Below are 17,156 nucleotides of genomic sequence, written 5' to 3'. Positions count from 1 at the left end.
CGACCACTACTCGCCGATGCCGATCAACGCGAGCGTGATGTTGTCGGGACCTCCCGCTTCGATGGCGGCCTTCCACAGCTCGAAAGCAGCCCTCCCCTCGCCATGGACCCGCAGCAAGTCACCCAGTGCCTCCTCCGGCACAGGGTCGGTCAGACCATCGGTACACACCAGGTAACGATCACCGGCCGAGAACGGCGACGCTGTGACGTGTGGCGTGATGGCACTGAACCGGGGAGCGCCACCAAGCGCCTGCGTGACCAGCGAAGTGGTGCGCCGTCCCCGCGGCAACGGCGGACTGTCGTCCACGCTCACCTGACGAAGTCCGTCCTGAGCCACGCCAAAAACTCTGCTGTCGCCGACGTTGAACACCAGCACCGACTCGGCCAGCACGACGACACCCGCGACCGTAGTACCCATGGTGATCAGCGCCGGATCACCATCGGCAGCCGCGTACACCACGCGATTGCAGATGTTCAGAGCGTCACGGACAGCTTCCTCACTGTCCAGCGAAGGGCCGAACGACGCCAGCTGCCGGACGATCAACGCACTGGCCACCTCGCCGGCCGGCTGCCCGCCGATACCATCGGCAACCGCGACGACCAGCGGTCTGCCGACAGGGAACACCAGCGTCTGCGGGTTCTCCGTCACGGTGCCGCACAACGTCCACGGACCGGCCACAAGACTGTCCTCATTGTGCTCACGAACCAGCCCCGTATGACTCAGGGCAGTCACCCTTATATACGGCATCAAAGGCCCCGCCTCTCCGCAACGACAGGCGCCTCCCACACCACCCATTGTGGCGCCCCGAGCACACCAGTGCCCTTACTACTGGCCAGGAGACACGCAAGGAACACAGTCCTCAGGTCCATGGCTCTGTCGGCGAGAACAGCGACGCCATCACCCCCCACCGAGTCCTTCGCCGGCCGGACCAAAACCATCACCCACCCCCGCCACTGCGCCGCCAACGTCGACCCAATCCCCCTCGGCGGCACCACCACCGAAACCGGAACCGACACCCACCGCCTCACCACCACCCAAACCCGAGCCGAACAGCAAGCAGCCAGCCGACGTCCACTACCGGATCCCGCCGGCGCCACCGGTGAACAGCCCGCACCCGTTACGGCGGCACGAGCGGTATTCCCCGAGCGTCGACGCCCACTGATGCGGCTCCACACCTGTCGGGGGACGGGCGTCGTGGTCGGTTCGGCCGGAGATGTCAGTGCTGTCCGGCATAGTGCCGGGAATGATCAACAACTTGGAGAGCATCGACTGGGCGTCCATGGGTCACGCCTACGGACCTGCCAGTGATGTTCCGCAATGGCTGCGCGACATGACCTCGTCCGACGCCGAGGTCCGGGAGCAGGCCTTCAGCAGCTTCTACAGCGCAGCCCACCACCAGGGGGACGTGTATCCCTGCACGGTGGCCAGTCTGCCGTTCCTGTTCGCCATGGCTGACGCCCCCTCCACGCCTGATCGGGCGTCGGTGGTCGCACTGATCGTGAACATCGGCCGTGAAGCCGTCGATCGGGACGACCCCGGCGCCGTCTGGATCGGTCCCGATGGTGAGGAGTCCACTGCCTACCAGGACGCCGCAGCGTTGATGCACGGGCGCGGCGAGGCGTTCGTCGGCTATGCACGTGATGCCGACGCGCAGGTGCGTCGCGCCGCCATCGCGGGCTTGGGACTGTTCCTGGATGACGCCGAGCGGGCGGTAGGAGCCCTTCGGGACCGGCTCGCCGCCGAGGACGGCATCACGGAGCGGCTGCTGGTGGTCCGGACGATGGGCGACCTGGCGCTACGGCTCCCGGCAGCGCGGGTACCGGCGCGGGAGTGGTTCGACATCCTCGCCGACGGGGTGGCGGTGGACGCCGATATCCGTCTTGCGGCGCTCGTCCAGCGGGCCCGCTGCGTTCCCGAGTCCATCGACGACACCACAGTGCCCACCGCGATCGGACTCCTCCGCCGCATCACACCGATACCCCGGCCCCAGGAGAGCGAGACAGAGGACGAGAGCCAGGGGCCGCCGGGGCCGTGCACGTGTCCTGCCGAGGCCGACTCCGACCCTGGTGTTCCTGGGCACGTCGCCGCCGCCTTCGCCGACCTCGAACGCCACGGCCGCGTCCACGCACCGACGACCACCCTGCTGGTGACCTTCCACGAGGTCCTCGACTCGCGTGTCGAGGACCGGACCGCCCTGCTCCGCGAGCAGCTGCGCAGCCCCGATGCGGCCACCCGGTACGACGCGATCACCATGGCACGCGGTCTGATCGCCTCCTGGCGGGGAGATCACACTCACCTGGTGCGGCTCCTCGCCGAGTGTCTGCTACCGCGCGACTCCTACACGTCGGCGGCAGCGGCCGAGGCGCTCGGGTCACTGGACCGGCTGGCCGAGCCGGCCCGGGAAACCCTCGCCGCCTACGTCACCACCCACCGCACCACACACAGGCCCGATGCGTGGGCGAGCCCGCACCCCGAGCTGCGCCGAGCCCATCAGCAGGCCGTGCTGGCGCTGGCCCGGCTCGGAGACGAGCGGGCCTTGCCCGGACTGCTGACCGCGCTGGACACCGGCGTTGATGCCTGGCGCGCCGTGAATGCGGCAGGACATCTGCCCCAAGCCGCCGCCGAGCTCACGCCCCGACTCGTTCGCCTCCTCGCCGCTGTCGACCACTCACAGGAGTGGCCCGATGTCAGTCCCCCGGCTCTCTCCTCCGCCCTCGCCAAACTGGGGGATCCGGCAGCCGTACCTGCCCTCACCGACGCCGTCCAGGCCGCCGTCCGGCACAAGCAGTGGCGCACCGCGGAGCCCGTCCTGAAGGCACTCGCCTCGTTCGCCACCCGCGCCGCCTCCGCCCTGGACACCGTCCGGCCCCTCACCGATGCGGACAACGCGGGTGTCCGTACAGCCGCGGCAGCCGCCGTCTGGGAAATCGAGCAACGCCCCGAAGGTGTCGTGCCGCTGCTGGAACGCCTCCTTGACCACCAGCGGAACTTCGCCGCCATCGGCCTCGCCGGCCGGATCGGACCTCCCGCCGCTCCCATCCTGCCGCGCCTGCGACAGATACTGAACGAGCAGACGCAGATGAACGCACGAAACGAGCAAGACGATGCGGCCGTACTCAACGTGGGGAACGCGTGGACTCTCGTCCACACCGCATCAGCACTGTGGGACATAGCCGGAGACAGCGAGGCCGACACCGTTGTGCCGGCGCTGCTGAACGCCTGGAAGGCCAACAACTCCACCGCGCCCGATGTCCTCGCCTGCCTGACCCGCATGGGCCAGGCCGCACGCCCCGCCCTGCCCCGGATCCAGACGGCGCTCGCGCAACCGCACCGAGGCAACGACCCTTGGAGTGATGCAGTCGCTCCCGACCTGGAGATCGAGCGCCTCTGCCGTTCCCTCGCGGCGCGTCTGCGAGACCTCCCCGAACCTGCGCCGGCCGGGGAGCAATAGGCACCGCCGCGTCGGCGCGCAGGGCGCGAGCCAAGCCCCGCACACCGACGAGGGCTAAGCGATGGAGGCCCTGCTCTGCCGGGCCAGGCACCGGAACGACGTGCTGTTCGCCATGCTCCGCGACGGCACCTTCTACGAACCGCAGCCGTCGACGTCAGTCACCTGACCTACGGGCCTGCGAGGACAACCACTCGATCAGCCTCGACAACGAAGCCGAGTACCGGATGTCCATACTCGCCTTCCGGGTCCATCAGCACCGGCTTACCCAACCGCCGTCCGATCTCCCGAAGGAAGCCGCAGAACACATCAAGTCGATCCTGACCCTGCAACTCCCGCAGGTCGACGTCGAAGCCGAAGTCGACTGCATCGTCGGCATAAACGGAAAATCGCCAGCACATCGGCAGACGGCCAGACCCTCAGGTCCGGGCACTCTGCATCCGCCGGGCGGGACGGCACGGCCTGCGCCCGGGACAGCAGAAGCCGGCGGCGCCGCTCGGCCCGATCGTGCTTGGCTATCGCCGCGTCGACCAGCTCCGCAGTGAACACCTTCGTCAGGATCCCGATCCGCACCCGCTGGCTCGCGTCCCACCCCGTCACAAGCGCGGCACCGATCCCCGCGACGCAAAGGCAACCGCATTGGCGGGGCGAGGTCCCCGGCCGGGGCTGGGCACGGGAGGCGAGGATCGGGTTGTCTGTCACCAGGGACGGTAGGCCGTGAAGGGCCGGACCCCTTCGCCCCACTGCACGGCGATGACCAGGTCGTCGTGAACGATCAGGTCGGCGACGGACTTGTCATGGTCGACGTCCTCCGAATAGCTGCGCTCGTCCTCCTCCTCGCCAGTGGCCGCGTCCAGGACATACAACCCCTCCTTCCTCGACTGCTTGAGGCCACGGTCGACAAGGACCGTCACCCGGTCGCCAACGGCCCGCAGCGCGAGCCCCTCATCCTGGTTGTTCAGGACCGTGCGCCACAGCTCATGGCCGCCGGCCAGATCGAAGGCGACGACCTGGTCGCAATCCCATTTCCGGCACCGGACGTTGGTGACGGCGTAGAGCCGTCCGCCGTCCACGGTCACGCGTGCCGGCTCGTACTCGTCGATCTTCCCGGCACCGCTGTCGAACTCGACGCGCCCCTGGGGACGGCCGTCAGGACCGAACGCGAGGTAGGCCCGCAGCCCGCTCGTCTCCCCCGCGACGACCCGTACGACCAGCGGGTCGGCGGACAGAAACGTCACGTCGGCCCGTAGGTCGACCGAACGCCGGTCCAGGGGAACGGTCCACCGCTCCTTGCCGTCGGCCGGGTCGAAGGCGGCGAGCTTCAGTTCGGTGCGCTCGCAGGCGAGGACGGCGACGACCTGCCGCGCGGCGGCGGCGACCCGGTGCGGGACACATCCCTCGGCCACCGCTGCCTTCCAGCGCGGAGTGCCGGTACGCAGGTCGAAGGCGCGCAAGGCCTGGTCTCCGGGCAGGACGCGGCGGTGCTCGGACGGCTCGTACTGCCAGTCGTCGTCGATGTCACGGAGAACGGCGAGGCCGCCGCCGGTGGCGACGAGATCGGGCTCGGCGCTCAGCTCACCGGTCCCGGGCGCGCGGCGGGTGTGCCACAGTTCGCGGCCGCTGGCGAGGTCGAGGGCGGTGACGGTGGCGCAGCCGCCGCCCTGCTCGACCTCGTCGTCGGCGTCCGTCTTCCCCCTCTCGCCGTGGGCAAGCAGGGCGACGGAGCCGTCGGCCGCCTTGCTGACGGCGCAGATCTCGTCCCGGCCGGGCACGACGTACTCCCAGCGCCGCTGCCCTGATCCGACGTCGAAAGCGGTGACGGCGTCATACCTGCTGCGGACGACGGTGTCGCCGACGAACCAGTCGCCGTTGCCGTACGCGGCAGCGCTGTGGTCGGGTGGGGTCTGCCAGGCGAGCTCCATGGAGTCACCAGGCAGCAGGCCTGCGTCGGAGAGGATGCCGCCGACGATGGCGCCGGCACCTCCCAGAACCACCAGCGCGCCCGCCGCAACGGCCACCCATTTCCGCCCGCGGCGTCCACGGCGCCCGGGGACCGCATCCGCGACGGCCACCCCGTTCGCACCCGCGTCCGTATCTGTATTCGCACCCGTCGACATGTGGCCCCCACCCCTCGCTGCCCCCTCGAAGGCGCCCAGCGTACGTGATCGATGATCAGCCCCACCTTCGGGATTACCAGGTCTTGTGCCGAGTTGAATTACCTCCGACGAGTCTTGGTTACTGAGCTGTCGCAGGTCAGCGAGTTAGACAGGCGCTTGGAGCGCTCCACCCGCCCGGGACGTTCAGCACGCACGTTGCGCTGCTCCGGCTCTGGTCGGACCTGACTGCGGAGAGCTACCTGTCACTTCGCCGCAGCTTCGGTGGCCGTCCAGGGTGGCCGAAGCGCGGAGCGCCGCCGCAAGCGCCCTTGACCTGCCGGCACGACCGGCACGCTTGCACGAGCGGGCGGCCCGGCCGACAAGGCGCGCGACGCGCGCTGAGTAGCCGTTGCTCTATCGATCACGTGGCATATCGGTTCGCGCGGGCCGCAGGTAGCGCGCCCAGATCTCTGCCTTGCGGAAGGGACCGCTGCCGCTGCTGTCGTGCTGGGGTTCGTCGAAGCTGACCCAGTATGCGAGCTCTCCGGGGTGCGCGCTGGGGTGTCGGACGGGTTCCGGGGCGCCAATGTCGTCGATGCTGCCGAGGAACTCCGCCTGCCACGGCCCGCCGGCCAGCGGATCAGAGATGACCATGACCCTGCTGCCGGGCGCGAGTGCGGAGGGCGGCCACGCCTGGTTCAAGGGGCGGCCGAGGATGTGCTCAACGGCTTTCCGGTCCCGTGCTTGTCCCGAGCTGGAGGATGAGTCGACAGGCATGTGCTCAGCTTCCCCGGGTGGACCCCCGGACGCCACGAGTTATCGCTCCTGGGGTTTCGGTGGCTCGGTGGAGTGATCTTGTGGCGGTGCCGGCATGAAGGCAGGGCCTCCTGCACAGCTCGTGGGTGTCGAAGCCCGAGCAGACCAGGAGGCCCTGGTGCCGCAGTCTTCCGTGCTGTCCGTCACCGCGTCCAACTCGGTGTCCCGGCCGTGTGGTTGCCTCGCGCATCAGTGCGGGAACGCGGCCGATCACGGGGAACGTGTGCGATGCTACCCATCCGATATGTACCGAAGGGAGTGGGCTGTGATCCGGCCGCTGCTGCCCGTGCCGGCCTGGATGAACGGCAGGGGCGGGCAGCCGGAGGCCTATTGCCATCGGCAGATGATCGTCGCGATCCGGTATCTGGTCGACAACGGCATCAAGTGGCGGGCGATGCCTGGCGAGTTCCCCGCGTGGGACCGCATCTATGTGTTCTTTGGCAGGTGGCGCGACCACCGTCTCGTCTGCGAGTTCCACGACCGGCTCCGCGTCCGGGTTCGGCAGAGCGAGGGCCGCGACGCGGAGCCGTCGGCCGTGATCGTGGATTCGCAGTCGGTGAAGGCCGCGGCGTCGGTCCCGGCCGTCTCCCGCGGCTTCGACGCGGGCAAGAACATCAACGGACGCAAGCGGCACGTGACCGTGGACTGTCTGGGCCTGCTGTTGATGGTGCTGGTCACCCCGGCCGACGTCACCGACCGGCAGGCGGTCTGCGGGATGCTGCCCCACTTGCTCGCCCGCCACCGTCGGATCCGGCTGTTGTGGGCCGACGGCGGTTACACCGGGCGCCTGGTCGACTGGGCCCGCGACCACCTGCGGCTGACCATCAAGATCGTCAAGCGTTCAGACGACACCACCGGATTCACCGTGCTCCCCCGCCGTTGGTGCGTGGAGCCGACCTTCGCCTGGCTGATGCGCTCGCGCCGCCTGGCCCGCGACTACGAGACCCGTCCCGCCAGCAGCGAGGCAATCGTGCAGTGGTCGATTGCCATGCTCATGGGACGCCGCCTCGCCCGCCAGGCGATCAGGCAGCTGGCCTGACCGCGAACAGCCCGGGACCTTCCTCGGTCAGCCGACCCCGCCTGACCAGCCGCTTCGCACTTACCCGCACCCCCTCGACCTTCGCCGGTACCAGCTTCAGACCCAGCCGCCCGGCCAGATCCCGCGCCCGCAAGCCCGCCCCGTTGACTCCGCCTCCAGCACCGCAAGCAGCCGCCGGTATCTGGCGCGAGCGCCACCGAGGCGACGCCCTCGACCCACTCGGGCACCATCGACCCTGCCGCCAGTTCCTTCACCGCGATCGGCACCGGCGCGGGCCGGACCGCCTCCTCCGGCGCGAAGCCGGCATCCAGGGCCTCCGCCAGTTCCGCCACCGCGACGACCCGCCGCTCCAGCACGGCTTCCGCCTGCGCAAGCTCGGCCAGAACCCGGTCCGCCTCAGCCCGCAGTTCTGCCACCCGAACGTGGGCGGCAGACTCCCCCGCCTCCAACAGCCCCAAACCGACGGCATCCGGCACCTCCACAGCGAGACGACTCGACACCGTCATCCCTGCCGCCGAACCAGCCCCGCCATTCCTGACCAGCAGAAACCTGCCGACCTCATTCGGAAAGCAACAGTTACTGAAACTCCCCAATCCGTTGAACGTCGGACCGAGTGGGGCGACGAGCATCCCTGGCCGTTTTCAAGGCTCTGACCGGAGTTCCGTGAAATGCCAGGTCAGGAAGTCTGTGGAGTCGGCCACGCCTGGCCGTCAGGCGCCCTGTCTGGGCGGCCGGCGACTACGTAGTCGCGGTACTCGTCGCCTGCCATGAACTGGTTCACCCAGCGATTGCGTACTGCTCCCGTTTGGGTCTCGGCAGCATCCAGGGCGGCAAGGGGATCGTTCGTGATTGCCAGGAGGAAACCGAAGTCCTCTTCGTCGCTGTCGAACAGCGGTGGCAGCGAATCCAGGTCGCCGGTCAGCGGTTCGCAGTCGAGAGCGGCGTGCAGGTAGACCTCGTAGGTCCCTCGTACTGGCCGTAGCTCGACCCAGTGGATCCCCAGCCGCTCGGGGCTTCCAGACGGTCCAAGGAACTGCTCGACACAGCGGCCCCGCTCAAGGGCGCCAAGGATGAATGGTTCTGCCAGATAGCGCACGTCGGAAGACTACGGCGTGATGAGGATTCGGGTCCGCAGGAGACCGAAGGAAGCCCGTCCGTACATCGCCCTCTTGAGCGTTTTGACTCTGTTGACGTGGCCTTCGACGATTCCTGAGCTCCAGTGGAGAGTGAGGCCGGCAGTAACGGCGTCCAGGTCCTGTCGGAGGAATCCGGCGAAGCCGCCCACTGGCTTCGGGGCGTCCTGCTCGGCCTGGCGGATCCATTCGGGCAGCAGGAATCCGCGTCGGTGTCGGAGAAGCTCGGCGAAGGCGCGGGCGAGGTCACAGGCGCGGGCGATGTCCGGACAGGCGATCCGCACGTCGAGCAGCCGTCGTTCGAGTTCGGGCGGGAGAGTATCTCGCGGTCTCATGATCCAGCTGGTGATCTTGCGAGGGCTGGGGATGTCAGCGCGGACGGGTTCGGCGTTGCCGGCTCGGAGGGCGGCGAGGTGTTTGCGGACGACCTGGCGGCTGCCGCGGTAGCCGCGTTCACGGATCTCCAGGAAGAGGCGGCTGCCGCTGGCCTGACCGAGGCTCTCGGTGAAGCGGGTGTTCAGGTACGGCTTGAACGGTTCCAGCACTCCGGCTGGCTGGCGTTCGTTTGCCGAGGCCAGGAGCTGGTCGAGGTCGGTATCGCGGAAGCGTCGGACGGTCTTGCGGTCGAGGTGGAGACGACGGGCAATGGCGCTGATGGTCCAGCCCGCAGCGACGAGCTTCTGGACGTCAGCGTGACGGCGCCGGGTCCGTTCCATGATCGGCGTCCGCGGTAGTTCGTGGAGCGGGAGCTGCATCAGAGGCGGCGCTTCCGGGATATGACTGGTCACCTCGTCGACACGTTTGCGCAGGCAGGCGCGGTGCTGGCGGCAGGTCTTCTCCACTGCGGCGGCAAGGTTTTGAAGCAGGTGCCAGCGGTCGGCGACTTCCACAGTGTCAGGCGCCGCTTCCTTGATCGCGCGGGTGTAGGCCGAGGCTCGATCGCGGCAGATGATCTCGGCGCCTGGATGCTCGCGCAGCCAGGCGGCGAAGGTCTCGGAGGTACGGTCGGGCAGAACATCCACGACTCGACCGGCCTCCACGTCGACGAGGATGGTTCCGTAGGTGCGGCCCCTGCGGAAGGCGAACTCGTCGACACCGAGCACCCGCGGGGCTCGCTCCGGCACCGGCGGAGGATCCAGCAGCTCCAGCAGTCGCGTGCGTCCGGCGGCGACGTGCATGCGGCGGCACAGCCGTTCGCCTGCCCGCCCGCCGAGTTCGACCGCGACCTGGCGAAGCCACGTCTTCAGCCCGAGGCTGGAGCGGCGGTATCGCTCGCTCAGCCCACCGACCTGTTCGACGAACGTTCGCCGTCGGCACGCGGCCTGATCGCAGAAGAACCTCCGAACCCTAAGCCTGACCAGCAACCTGCTCCCGGCCAAGGGCCGCTCGGCCAGACACCGCTCGTAGCAGGAGTGCACCCGCCGAGCCCGGGCATGGCACCCCGTACCCCGGCGTCCCGGCAGTCGCCCGCGTGCTGATCGGATCGGCCGGACAGGAGCTGGTACAGGCCTCCGACGACTCGAGCCTCGTGGTGGTCGGCCGGCGCACCCAGCGTTCGACCCTGGGCGCACACATCGGCAGCGTGGCCCACGCGGTACTGCACCACAGCCGCGCGCCGGTCGTCCTCGTCCCCCACGACTGACCCGCGGCGTGGTTCCTGCGTGTGACGCGGGGCCGGCGCTCAGGCCGCGGTGTTGACGCGGGCGATGAGCAGGGCGATGTCGTCGTCCGCGGAGGCCGGGACGAGATGGGTGAGCAGGCGGTCGCAGAGGGCGGGCAGGGACGGGGCGGGCGCGCCGAGCAGATCGGTCAGTTCGGCGAGGCGGGCGTCGATGTCGCTGCTGCGGGCCTCGACGAGGCCGTCGGTGTACAGGACGAGGAGGCTGCCGAGGGGCAAGGTGACATCGGTGGTCGTGAAGGCGATGCCGCCGACCCCCAGGGGCAGGCCCGGCGGTACGTCGAGCAGCCGGACCGTGCCGTCGGGGAAGACGGCTGCCGGGGGCGGGTGGCCCGCACGGGTGATGCGGCAGTGGCCGGTGGCCGGGTCGACCACCACGGACAGAAAGGTCGCGAGCATCGGCTCGGCGAGATCGTGCAGGGCGGCCTCCAGCTGGTACAGCACATCCTCCGGGGCGAGGTCGAGCCGGGCGAGGGCCCTGACACTCGCGGACAGCCGCCCCATCACCGCCGCGGCCGCGGTGCCGTGCCCCATGACGTCTCCGATGACGAGCGCGGCCCTGCCGTCCTCCAGCGCGATGACGTCGTACCAGTCGCCACCGACCTCGTTGACGTCGCTGGCGGGCAGGTAGCGGTGGGCGACCTCCATCCCCGGCGGCGGGGTGATGTGCTGCGGCAGCATGCTGCGCTGCAGCACAGCGGCGGTGTCGTGCTCGCGGCGGTAGAGGCGCGCGTTGTCGACGCACACCGCGGCGCGGGCCGCCAGCTCACCGGCGAGGGCGACCTCGTCCTCGGTGAAGGGGCCGATGGGGCGTGTCCGGTAGAAGGTCGCCATCCCCAGCACCACACCGCGGGCGAGCAGCGGGGTCATCATGAACGAGTGCACTCCCAGCCGGAGCAGCTCCGCTGGCGTGGCGGAGTGTCCGGCTGCCGGAGCAACGGCCTGCTCGTCGAACGCGGGGACGACGAACGGGCGGCGTGCGCCGAGCGCCCGGGTGTACGGCGCGCTGGCGGGAAAGACGAGGGTGCGTCCCAGGGGGACGAGAACGGCAGTGACGGGTGACCCGGTCAGCGGTGCCTTGGCGAGTCGGCGCAGCGTGGCGCCCCCGACCAGGCCGGCGCCGAGTTCTTCGCCTGCGGCCAAGGCGTCGAGGACGTCGACGGTGACGGCGTCCGCGAGATCGGGTACGGCGACGTCTGCGAGCTCCTGCGCGGTTCGCTCCAGGTCCAGGCTGGTGCCGATCTTGAGCGTGGCCTCGTTGACCAGGGCGAGGTGGCGCCGGCCCGCGTCGGCTTCGAGCTGCGCCTGCTCCTTGGCTGTGATGTCGATCAGCGTGGCGGCCAGCCCGATCGGGCGGCCGTCGGCGTCCTCCAGGCGGACGTACGAACCCGACCACACGTGGTCGTGGTCCGGGTCGGCCGGGGTGCGGCCCGTACGGCGGGAGTCCAGGACGGGCCTCCCCTCGTCCAGGGCCCGGCGCATCGCGCGCTCCATGTCCACGGCATTGACATCAGGCAGGATCTCGACGAGGCGGCGCCCGATGTGAGCGGCCTGCGGAAGACCGTTCATCACCTCCAGTGCCGGGTTGACGCGAAGGAACCGCAGCTCGGTGTCCAGGACGGCGATGCCGACCGGGGAACGGGAGAACAACCCGTCCCACACCGCCGACGAGCCGCGGATCCGTCGTGCCGCCTCCGCCTCCGCGGCGAACACCAGCACCGTCGTCCCGCCCCGGTGCCGGGCCGGGACCGGGCACGCCCAGATCTCCAGCTCCAGCGGGCGTCCCTCTTTGTGCCAGGCGGTCACCATGCCCATCACCCCACGCCCCGTGGCCGCCCCCTCCCACAGTGAGCGGCCGAGACCGCGGTCCGCGCCCGGATGGAGCAGGTCGGCGATATGCAGGCCGAGAACCTCGTGCGAGGTGTAGCCGAGCAGGTCCTCCGCCGCGTGGTCCCAGCGGACGATCGCCCCGTCCGCGCTGGTGGCCACCACGGCCACGGGCAAGGCGCCCAGCCATCCGCCGGCGTCCCGGGCTGCGCTGGTGGTCACTTCGTCGAAGGGCACTTGCTGCATCGCGCATCGCCACCGCGGTTCTCGTACGTCCGCACCCCTGGACGGCTGCCATCCTCAGTATGGGCGCCTGTCCCCCGGTAAGTCGCGCGGACGGACCGTGCGGGTCCCGGGCCTCGTTCCCCTGCCGGTACCGACTGTTCCGATATGACACAGGATTCACGGCCGGCGACTGTTGGTGAACGGAAACGCGCCCTCTCGGTGCAACGTACGACGCAACTGCCCGCGCGATGGCCCATGGTCCGCGACCTGCTCAGCCGTCGGGCCTCGTCGGCCGCAGCCGTACTGCCGTGACCTTGTACTCGGGGCACGAGGTCACGGTGTCGGCGTGCTCCGAAGTGAGCGAGTTGACGCCCTCGTCCGGGAAGTGGAACGCGCAGAAGACCTGTCCGGGCGCGAGGTCGGCGCCGACGCGGGCGATCAGCCGCGCCTGTCCGTGACGGCTGTCGACGGTGACGGGGGCTCCGTCCCGCACTCCGTACCGGGCGGCGTCCTCCGGGTGCAGGTCGAGTCGGCCGTGGGTGTCCAGCAGGAGGTTTCCACCGCGCCGGGTCATGCTGCCGGAGTTGTAGTGGGCCCAGCGGCGTCCTGTGACGAGCAGGAGCGGGTAATCGGCGTCCGGTTCCTCGCCCGGCGGCAGGTAGGGAGCGGCGGAGAGATGGGCGCAGCCGTCCGGGGTCGCGAATTCCTCGGCGTACAGCGTGGCTTCGCCAGGTCGGTCCGGCGAAGTGCACGGCCAGGGCACCGCGCCCTCTCGGTCGAGGCGTGCGTGCGAGAGTCCGGCGAAGACGGGGGCGAGCCGGGCGCATTCGGCGAGGGCATCGGCGGGGGTGGGACAGCCGAGGTCGGAGCCCATCGCGGCGGCGACGCCCCGGATGACGTCGAAGTCGGTGCGGGCCGCACCGGGCGGACGGACCGCGGCGCGCACCCGCTGGAACCGGCGGTCGAAGTTGACGAAGGTGCCGTCCTTCTCCAGCCAGGAGGCCACAGGAAGCACGACATCGGCGTGCCGGGCGGTCTCGCTGAGGAACAGTTCGTTGACGACGACCAGCGGGCAGGCGTCGAGCGCCTCGGCGACGCGCCTGCTGTCCGGGTCCGTGGCACACACGTCCTCGCCGATGACCCACAAGGCCCGCAGTCGGCCCTCCCGGGCCGCGGTGAACATCTCGGGGATGCGCAGCCCGGGCGTGGGCGGGACCGGCCGGCCCCACACCGCTTCGGCGCGGGCGCAGGCCTCGGGGTCGACAACGCGGACATAGCCTGGCAGCAGGTCCGGCAGTGCACCCATGTCGGAGGCGCCCTGGACGTTGTTCTGCCCGCGCAGGGGGCTGATGCCGAAGCCTCGTCCGGTGCCTCCGACGGCGCCGCGCAGGATGGGCAGGTTGGCCAGGGTGCGTACGCCGTCGGTGCCGTGGAGGTGCTCCGTGACGCCGAGCCCGTAGACCACGGCAGGGCGTTCGGCCCGGCCGTAGCACCGAGCTGCCTTCGTGATGTCCTCAGCCGGAACGCCGGTGATCTCGGCGACGGACGCGGGCGCATAGTCGGCAAGGAGTGTGGTGAGTTCGTCGAGTCCGGTGCAGCGGTCCCGGAGGAAGTCGGGGTCGGTCAGGCCCTCGGCGACCAGGACGTGGGCGAGGCCGTGGAAGAGGGCGACGTTGGTGCCGGGCCGGGGGCGCAGGTGGAGGTCGGCATGGCGGGCGAGACCGACCGCTCGTGGGTCGGCGACGATCAGGGTGGCGCCGTCGAGGGCCCGTTGGAGCAGCCGGGCGCCGACTACGGGGTGAGCCTCGACGGGGTTGGCTCCGACGACGAGGAGGCAGTCCGCGGTCTCGACGTCGTCGAAGGGGTCGGTGCCGCCGGCCCGTCCGAAGGACGCCGTGAGTCCGGCGGCGGAAGGGGCGTGGCAGAGGCGGGAGCAGTTGTCGACGTTGTTGGTGCCGATGACGGTCCGCAGGAACTTCTGGACGAGGTAGTTCTCCTCGTTGGTGGCGCGAGCCGAGGAGATCGCGGCGACCGCGTCGGGCCCGCCGTGCGCGACGGCGGTGCGTAGCCCGTCCGCGACGACGCCGATCGCCTCGTCCCAGCTCGCCGGTGTCAGGACGCCGTCGCGGCGCACCAGGGGCTCGGTGAGACGTTCGGCGGAGCGGAGGTACCCGTACGAGAAACGGCCCTTCACGCAGGCGTGCCCCTGGTTGACCGGCCCGTCCCGGGCAGGGAGTACGGCCGCGACCCGGTCATCACGGACGACGACGTCGAGGGTGCAGCCGACACCGCAGTACCCGCAGGTGGTGCGGACGCGGTCGGGATCAGGCTGCCGGGAGGTGAGGCCATGGCCGGGCCCGGCCTGGGAGATCGCGCCCGTAGGGCACGTGTCGACGCAGCCGCCGCAGGCGACGCAGTCGGATTCCGCCCAGGCGCCGCCCGAGCCGGGGGCGACGACCGTGTCGGCGCCTCGTCCGGTGAGGGTGAGGGCGAAGGTGCCCTGCACGTCGGCGCACATGCGGACGCAGCGGCCGCAGGCGATGCACAGGTCTCGGTCGAGACGGACGTACGGGTGGGTGTCGTCTCGCCCGCGCAGGGGTGTCCCGGTGGCACTGTCCGGATGGATTCCCAACGCCTGGCAGGCTTCCGCGAGTTCACTGGGAGCATCATTCGCGAGCGCGCGCTGTGGGAGCGCTGAGGCGATGAGGGCGACCGCGTCCCGGCGCAGGTTCCTCACCTCCTCGCCAGTGGTGTCGACCGTCATGGCCGGCGTGGCGGGCGTGACGCAGGCGGCGACGGTCCGCCCGTCTGCGTGGACCAGGCAGGTCCGGCAGGAGCCGGCGGGACGGAGGCGCTCGTCGTGGCAGAGGGTGGGCAGCTCGACGCCGGCGGCCCGTACGGCGTCGAGCAGCGTCGCTCCGGCAGGTAGTTCGACCATGCGGCCGTCGACCTGGAGGCGTGCCGTCGGGGGGTGTGTCATCGGTCCCACCCCGCGAGGGCGGCCCCATAGGCCTGGGCGAGGCTGCGAACGGCGAGGGGCACGCGGCGGCCGAAGGCGCAGAGGCTCGCCTCCCTCATGAGCCGCGCCAGCCGTTCGTACGCTTCGCCCGGTGCGCCGCCCCGCTCGCGGGCGAGTTCGAGCCCTCGCCTGGTGCCGACCCGACAGGGCGAACAGGCTCCGCAGCTCTCGTCGGCCGCGAACTCCCATACGTGTCGGAGGAGTTCGTGGGGGTCGGTGTCGGCGTCGAATGCGACGAGACCGGCGTGCCCCAGTGCGGCGCCGTGATCTGCGAGCGTCTGGGAGGTGAGCGGGACATCGAGGGCGTTCCCGGCGAGGAAGCCGCCGAGTGGGCCTCCGATCTGGAGGGCGACGAGTTCACGGCCGTCCTTGAGGCCTCCGCCGAATCGGGTGACGATGTCCCGTACGGGGATGCCGAGTTCGACCTCGTAGGCCCCCGGACGCGCGAACCGCTCGGACAGACAGACCAGTTTGGTTCCCGACTCCTCCGGTGCCCCGCGCCGGGTGTAGGCGTCGCCGCCGTGACGGACGATCCAGGGCACGGCGGCGAGCGTCTCCACGTTGTTCACCACGGTGGGCGCGTCCCACAGTCCGTGGTCGGTCGGGTACGGGGGCCGCGGGCGGGCGCAGCCGCGGGCGCCCTCCAGGCGGGCGATGAGCGCGGTCTCCTCCCCTGCCACGTAGGAGCCGGCACCTTCGATGATCTCGACGAACGGCCGCGGCCCGGCGGTCTCGATCGAGGGGGCGAGGTCCCCGGCTGCCACCGCTTCCGTCACCGCCCGCCCCAGCCGGGCCATGGCCTGCGGGTACTCGGAGCGCACCAGAACCGTCCCGCGTCGGGCGCCGCAGGCGAAGCAGGCCAGGGCGAGCCCCGCGAGGACGCGCACCGGGTCCTCCTCCATCAGCAGCCGGTCGGCGTACGAGCCGGGGTCGCCCTCGTCGCCGTTGGCGACGACGACGGCACCGGGCTTGCCCTCCACCGCGCTCCACTTGGCCGCCACGGGGAACCCGGCGCCGCCTCGGCCGCGCAGTCCAGAGGCGGCGACCTCCTCGCGCACATCGTCGGGGCGCCCCGCGGCCACCGCCCGGCGCCACACGTCCCAGGCGGGCTCCTCGTTCACGATGCCTGCGAGGAGGACAGGGGTCCCGGTGGTGTCGGCCACGGGGATGCCGGGTACGCGGGGCTCCGTACGGCCGGCGAGCTGGTCGGCGAGATCGGCCCCGGCCCGAGGCCGGATTCCGTCGAGGGCGGCGGGGCCCGCGTAGCAGTAGCCGAGGCAGCGCACCCCCTGCAGCGAGGTGCGGCCGTCGGTGGCGACGTGCCCGGCTGTCACACCGAGCGCCTCCTCCACCTCCCGCACATGCCGTCCGCCGCGGGCGGCGAAGCACGCCGTCGCGGTGCACACCCGCACATGCCGCTCGCCGCGCGGGGCGGCAAGATCGGCGAAGTACGTGGCGGGACCGAGCCCTGCGGCGCCGGGCAGTCCGGCTGCCGCCGCGACCTGGGGCGCCCATTCCTCGGGGTCGGCGGCGGATGCCGCCCTGGCCCGCTCCAGCCCGGCGGGCAGCAAGCCACCGTGCGCTGCGTGCCGCGCGGTGAGCGCACGGAACGCGTCGCGGTGTCCGCCCGGCTCCGCGGGCAACCGACCGGCCATGGTCCCAGAGTGACCGGGTGCGACCACGCCCGCATCCCGGCGAGGTCACACGCCGGAAGCGACGACTCCCCGCTCCGCAGAACGCTCCGGCACCTGTGGCACTTCTCCTCGGGCCCCGGTCGGGACACCGCGCAGGTGTCCCGGTCGGGACCCCGTACACAGGGCCGGTCGGGCACGGAAGGGGACGAGTGGCCCCTGGGAGCGGGACCCCGGCTCGCCG

At 70.8% G+C, this 17,156-nt stretch carries 10 protein-coding genes and 2 pseudogenes; 3 read left to right on the top strand and 9 right to left on the bottom strand.

All coding sequences use genetic code 11. The features are described 5' to 3' along the window. Positions 1 to 6 precede the first annotated feature (6 nt). On the bottom strand, positions 7 to 747 hold the full coding sequence (locus AC07AW_RS40315; protein ID WP_478820428.1) for a PP2C family protein-serine/threonine phosphatase: 741 nt from the start codon (positions 745 to 747) through the stop codon (positions 7 to 9). Between the two features lie 496 nt (positions 748 to 1,243). Here AC07AW_RS40315 and AC07AW_RS40310 point away from each other — a divergent pair, with 496 nt between their 5' ends. Next, a complete protein-coding gene (locus tag AC07AW_RS40310) occupies positions 1,244 to 3,451 on the top strand; it encodes a HEAT repeat domain-containing protein (RefSeq protein WP_478820427.1) in 2,208 nt (735 codons plus the stop codon). Between the two features lie 167 nt (positions 3,452 to 3,618). Here the strand turns inward: AC07AW_RS40310 and AC07AW_RS40305 are convergent. The 3 genes and pseudogenes from AC07AW_RS40305 to AC07AW_RS40295 all read right to left on the bottom strand — a co-directional run. Next, positions 3,619 to 3,919: pseudogene (locus tag AC07AW_RS40305) on the bottom strand (hypothetical protein); the annotation flags it as partial. A gap of 227 nt (positions 3,920 to 4,146) precedes the next feature. Next, entirely contained in the window at positions 4,147 to 5,466 is a 1,320-nt protein-coding gene (locus AC07AW_RS40300; RefSeq protein ID WP_478820426.1) for an outer membrane protein assembly factor BamB family protein, read from the bottom strand. A gap of 492 nt (positions 5,467 to 5,958) precedes the next feature. Continuing rightward, complete coding sequence (locus AC07AW_RS40295; RefSeq protein WP_478820425.1) at positions 5,959 to 6,321, bottom strand: ferrous iron transport protein A; 363 nt, start codon at positions 6,319 to 6,321, stop codon at positions 5,959 to 5,961. 283 nt (positions 6,322 to 6,604) lie between these two features. Here AC07AW_RS40295 and AC07AW_RS40290 point away from each other — a divergent pair, with 283 nt between their 5' ends. After that, entirely contained in the window at positions 6,605 to 7,399 is a 795-nt protein-coding gene (locus tag AC07AW_RS40290; RefSeq protein WP_478820442.1) for an IS5 family transposase, read from the top strand. 676 nt (positions 7,400 to 8,075) lie between these two features. Here AC07AW_RS40290 and AC07AW_RS40285 read toward each other — a convergent pair. Both AC07AW_RS40285 and AC07AW_RS40280 read right to left on the bottom strand, forming a co-directional pair. Next, positions 8,076 to 8,495: an FHA domain-containing protein gene (locus AC07AW_RS40285; protein ID WP_478820424.1), complete on the bottom strand. Its 420-nt coding sequence runs from the start codon at positions 8,493 to 8,495 to the stop codon at positions 8,076 to 8,078. Positions 8,496 to 8,504: 9 nt separating this feature from the next. Then, positions 8,505 to 9,950, bottom strand: a complete 1,446-nt coding sequence (locus tag AC07AW_RS40280; protein ID WP_478820423.1) for an ISL3 family transposase — start codon at positions 9,948 to 9,950, stop codon at positions 8,505 to 8,507. Between the two features lie 41 nt (positions 9,951 to 9,991). Here AC07AW_RS40280 and AC07AW_RS40275 point away from each other — a divergent pair. Beyond that, positions 9,992 to 10,174 (top strand): annotated as a pseudogene (locus tag AC07AW_RS40275) (universal stress protein); the annotation flags it as partial. A 39-nt stretch (positions 10,175 to 10,213) separates the two neighbouring features. Here AC07AW_RS40275 and AC07AW_RS40270 read toward each other — a convergent pair. The 3 genes from AC07AW_RS40270 to AC07AW_RS40260 form a co-directional block, all read right to left on the bottom strand. Further along, entirely contained in the window at positions 10,214 to 12,259 is a 2,046-nt protein-coding gene (locus AC07AW_RS40270; RefSeq protein ID WP_478820422.1) for a SpoIIE family protein phosphatase, read from the bottom strand. 274 nt (positions 12,260 to 12,533) lie between these two features. Continuing rightward, positions 12,534 to 15,242: a formate dehydrogenase subunit alpha gene (gene fdhF / locus AC07AW_RS40265; protein WP_478820421.1), complete on the bottom strand. Its 2,709-nt coding sequence runs from the start codon at positions 15,240 to 15,242 to the stop codon at positions 12,534 to 12,536. Beyond that, complete coding sequence (locus AC07AW_RS40260) at positions 15,239 to 16,936, bottom strand: NAD(P)H-dependent oxidoreductase subunit E (protein WP_478820420.1); 1,698 nt, start codon at positions 16,934 to 16,936, stop codon at positions 15,239 to 15,241. Before AC07AW_RS40260 ends, fdhF begins: the two co-directional genes overlap by 4 nt. Between the last annotated feature and the right edge of the window lie 220 nt (positions 16,937 to 17,156).

This window comes from Streptomyces sp. NPDC044003, assembly GCF_056435185.1.
The sequence above is the reverse complement of the archived record's forward strand: the minus strand, read 5'-3'. Positions and strand labels throughout refer to the sequence as shown.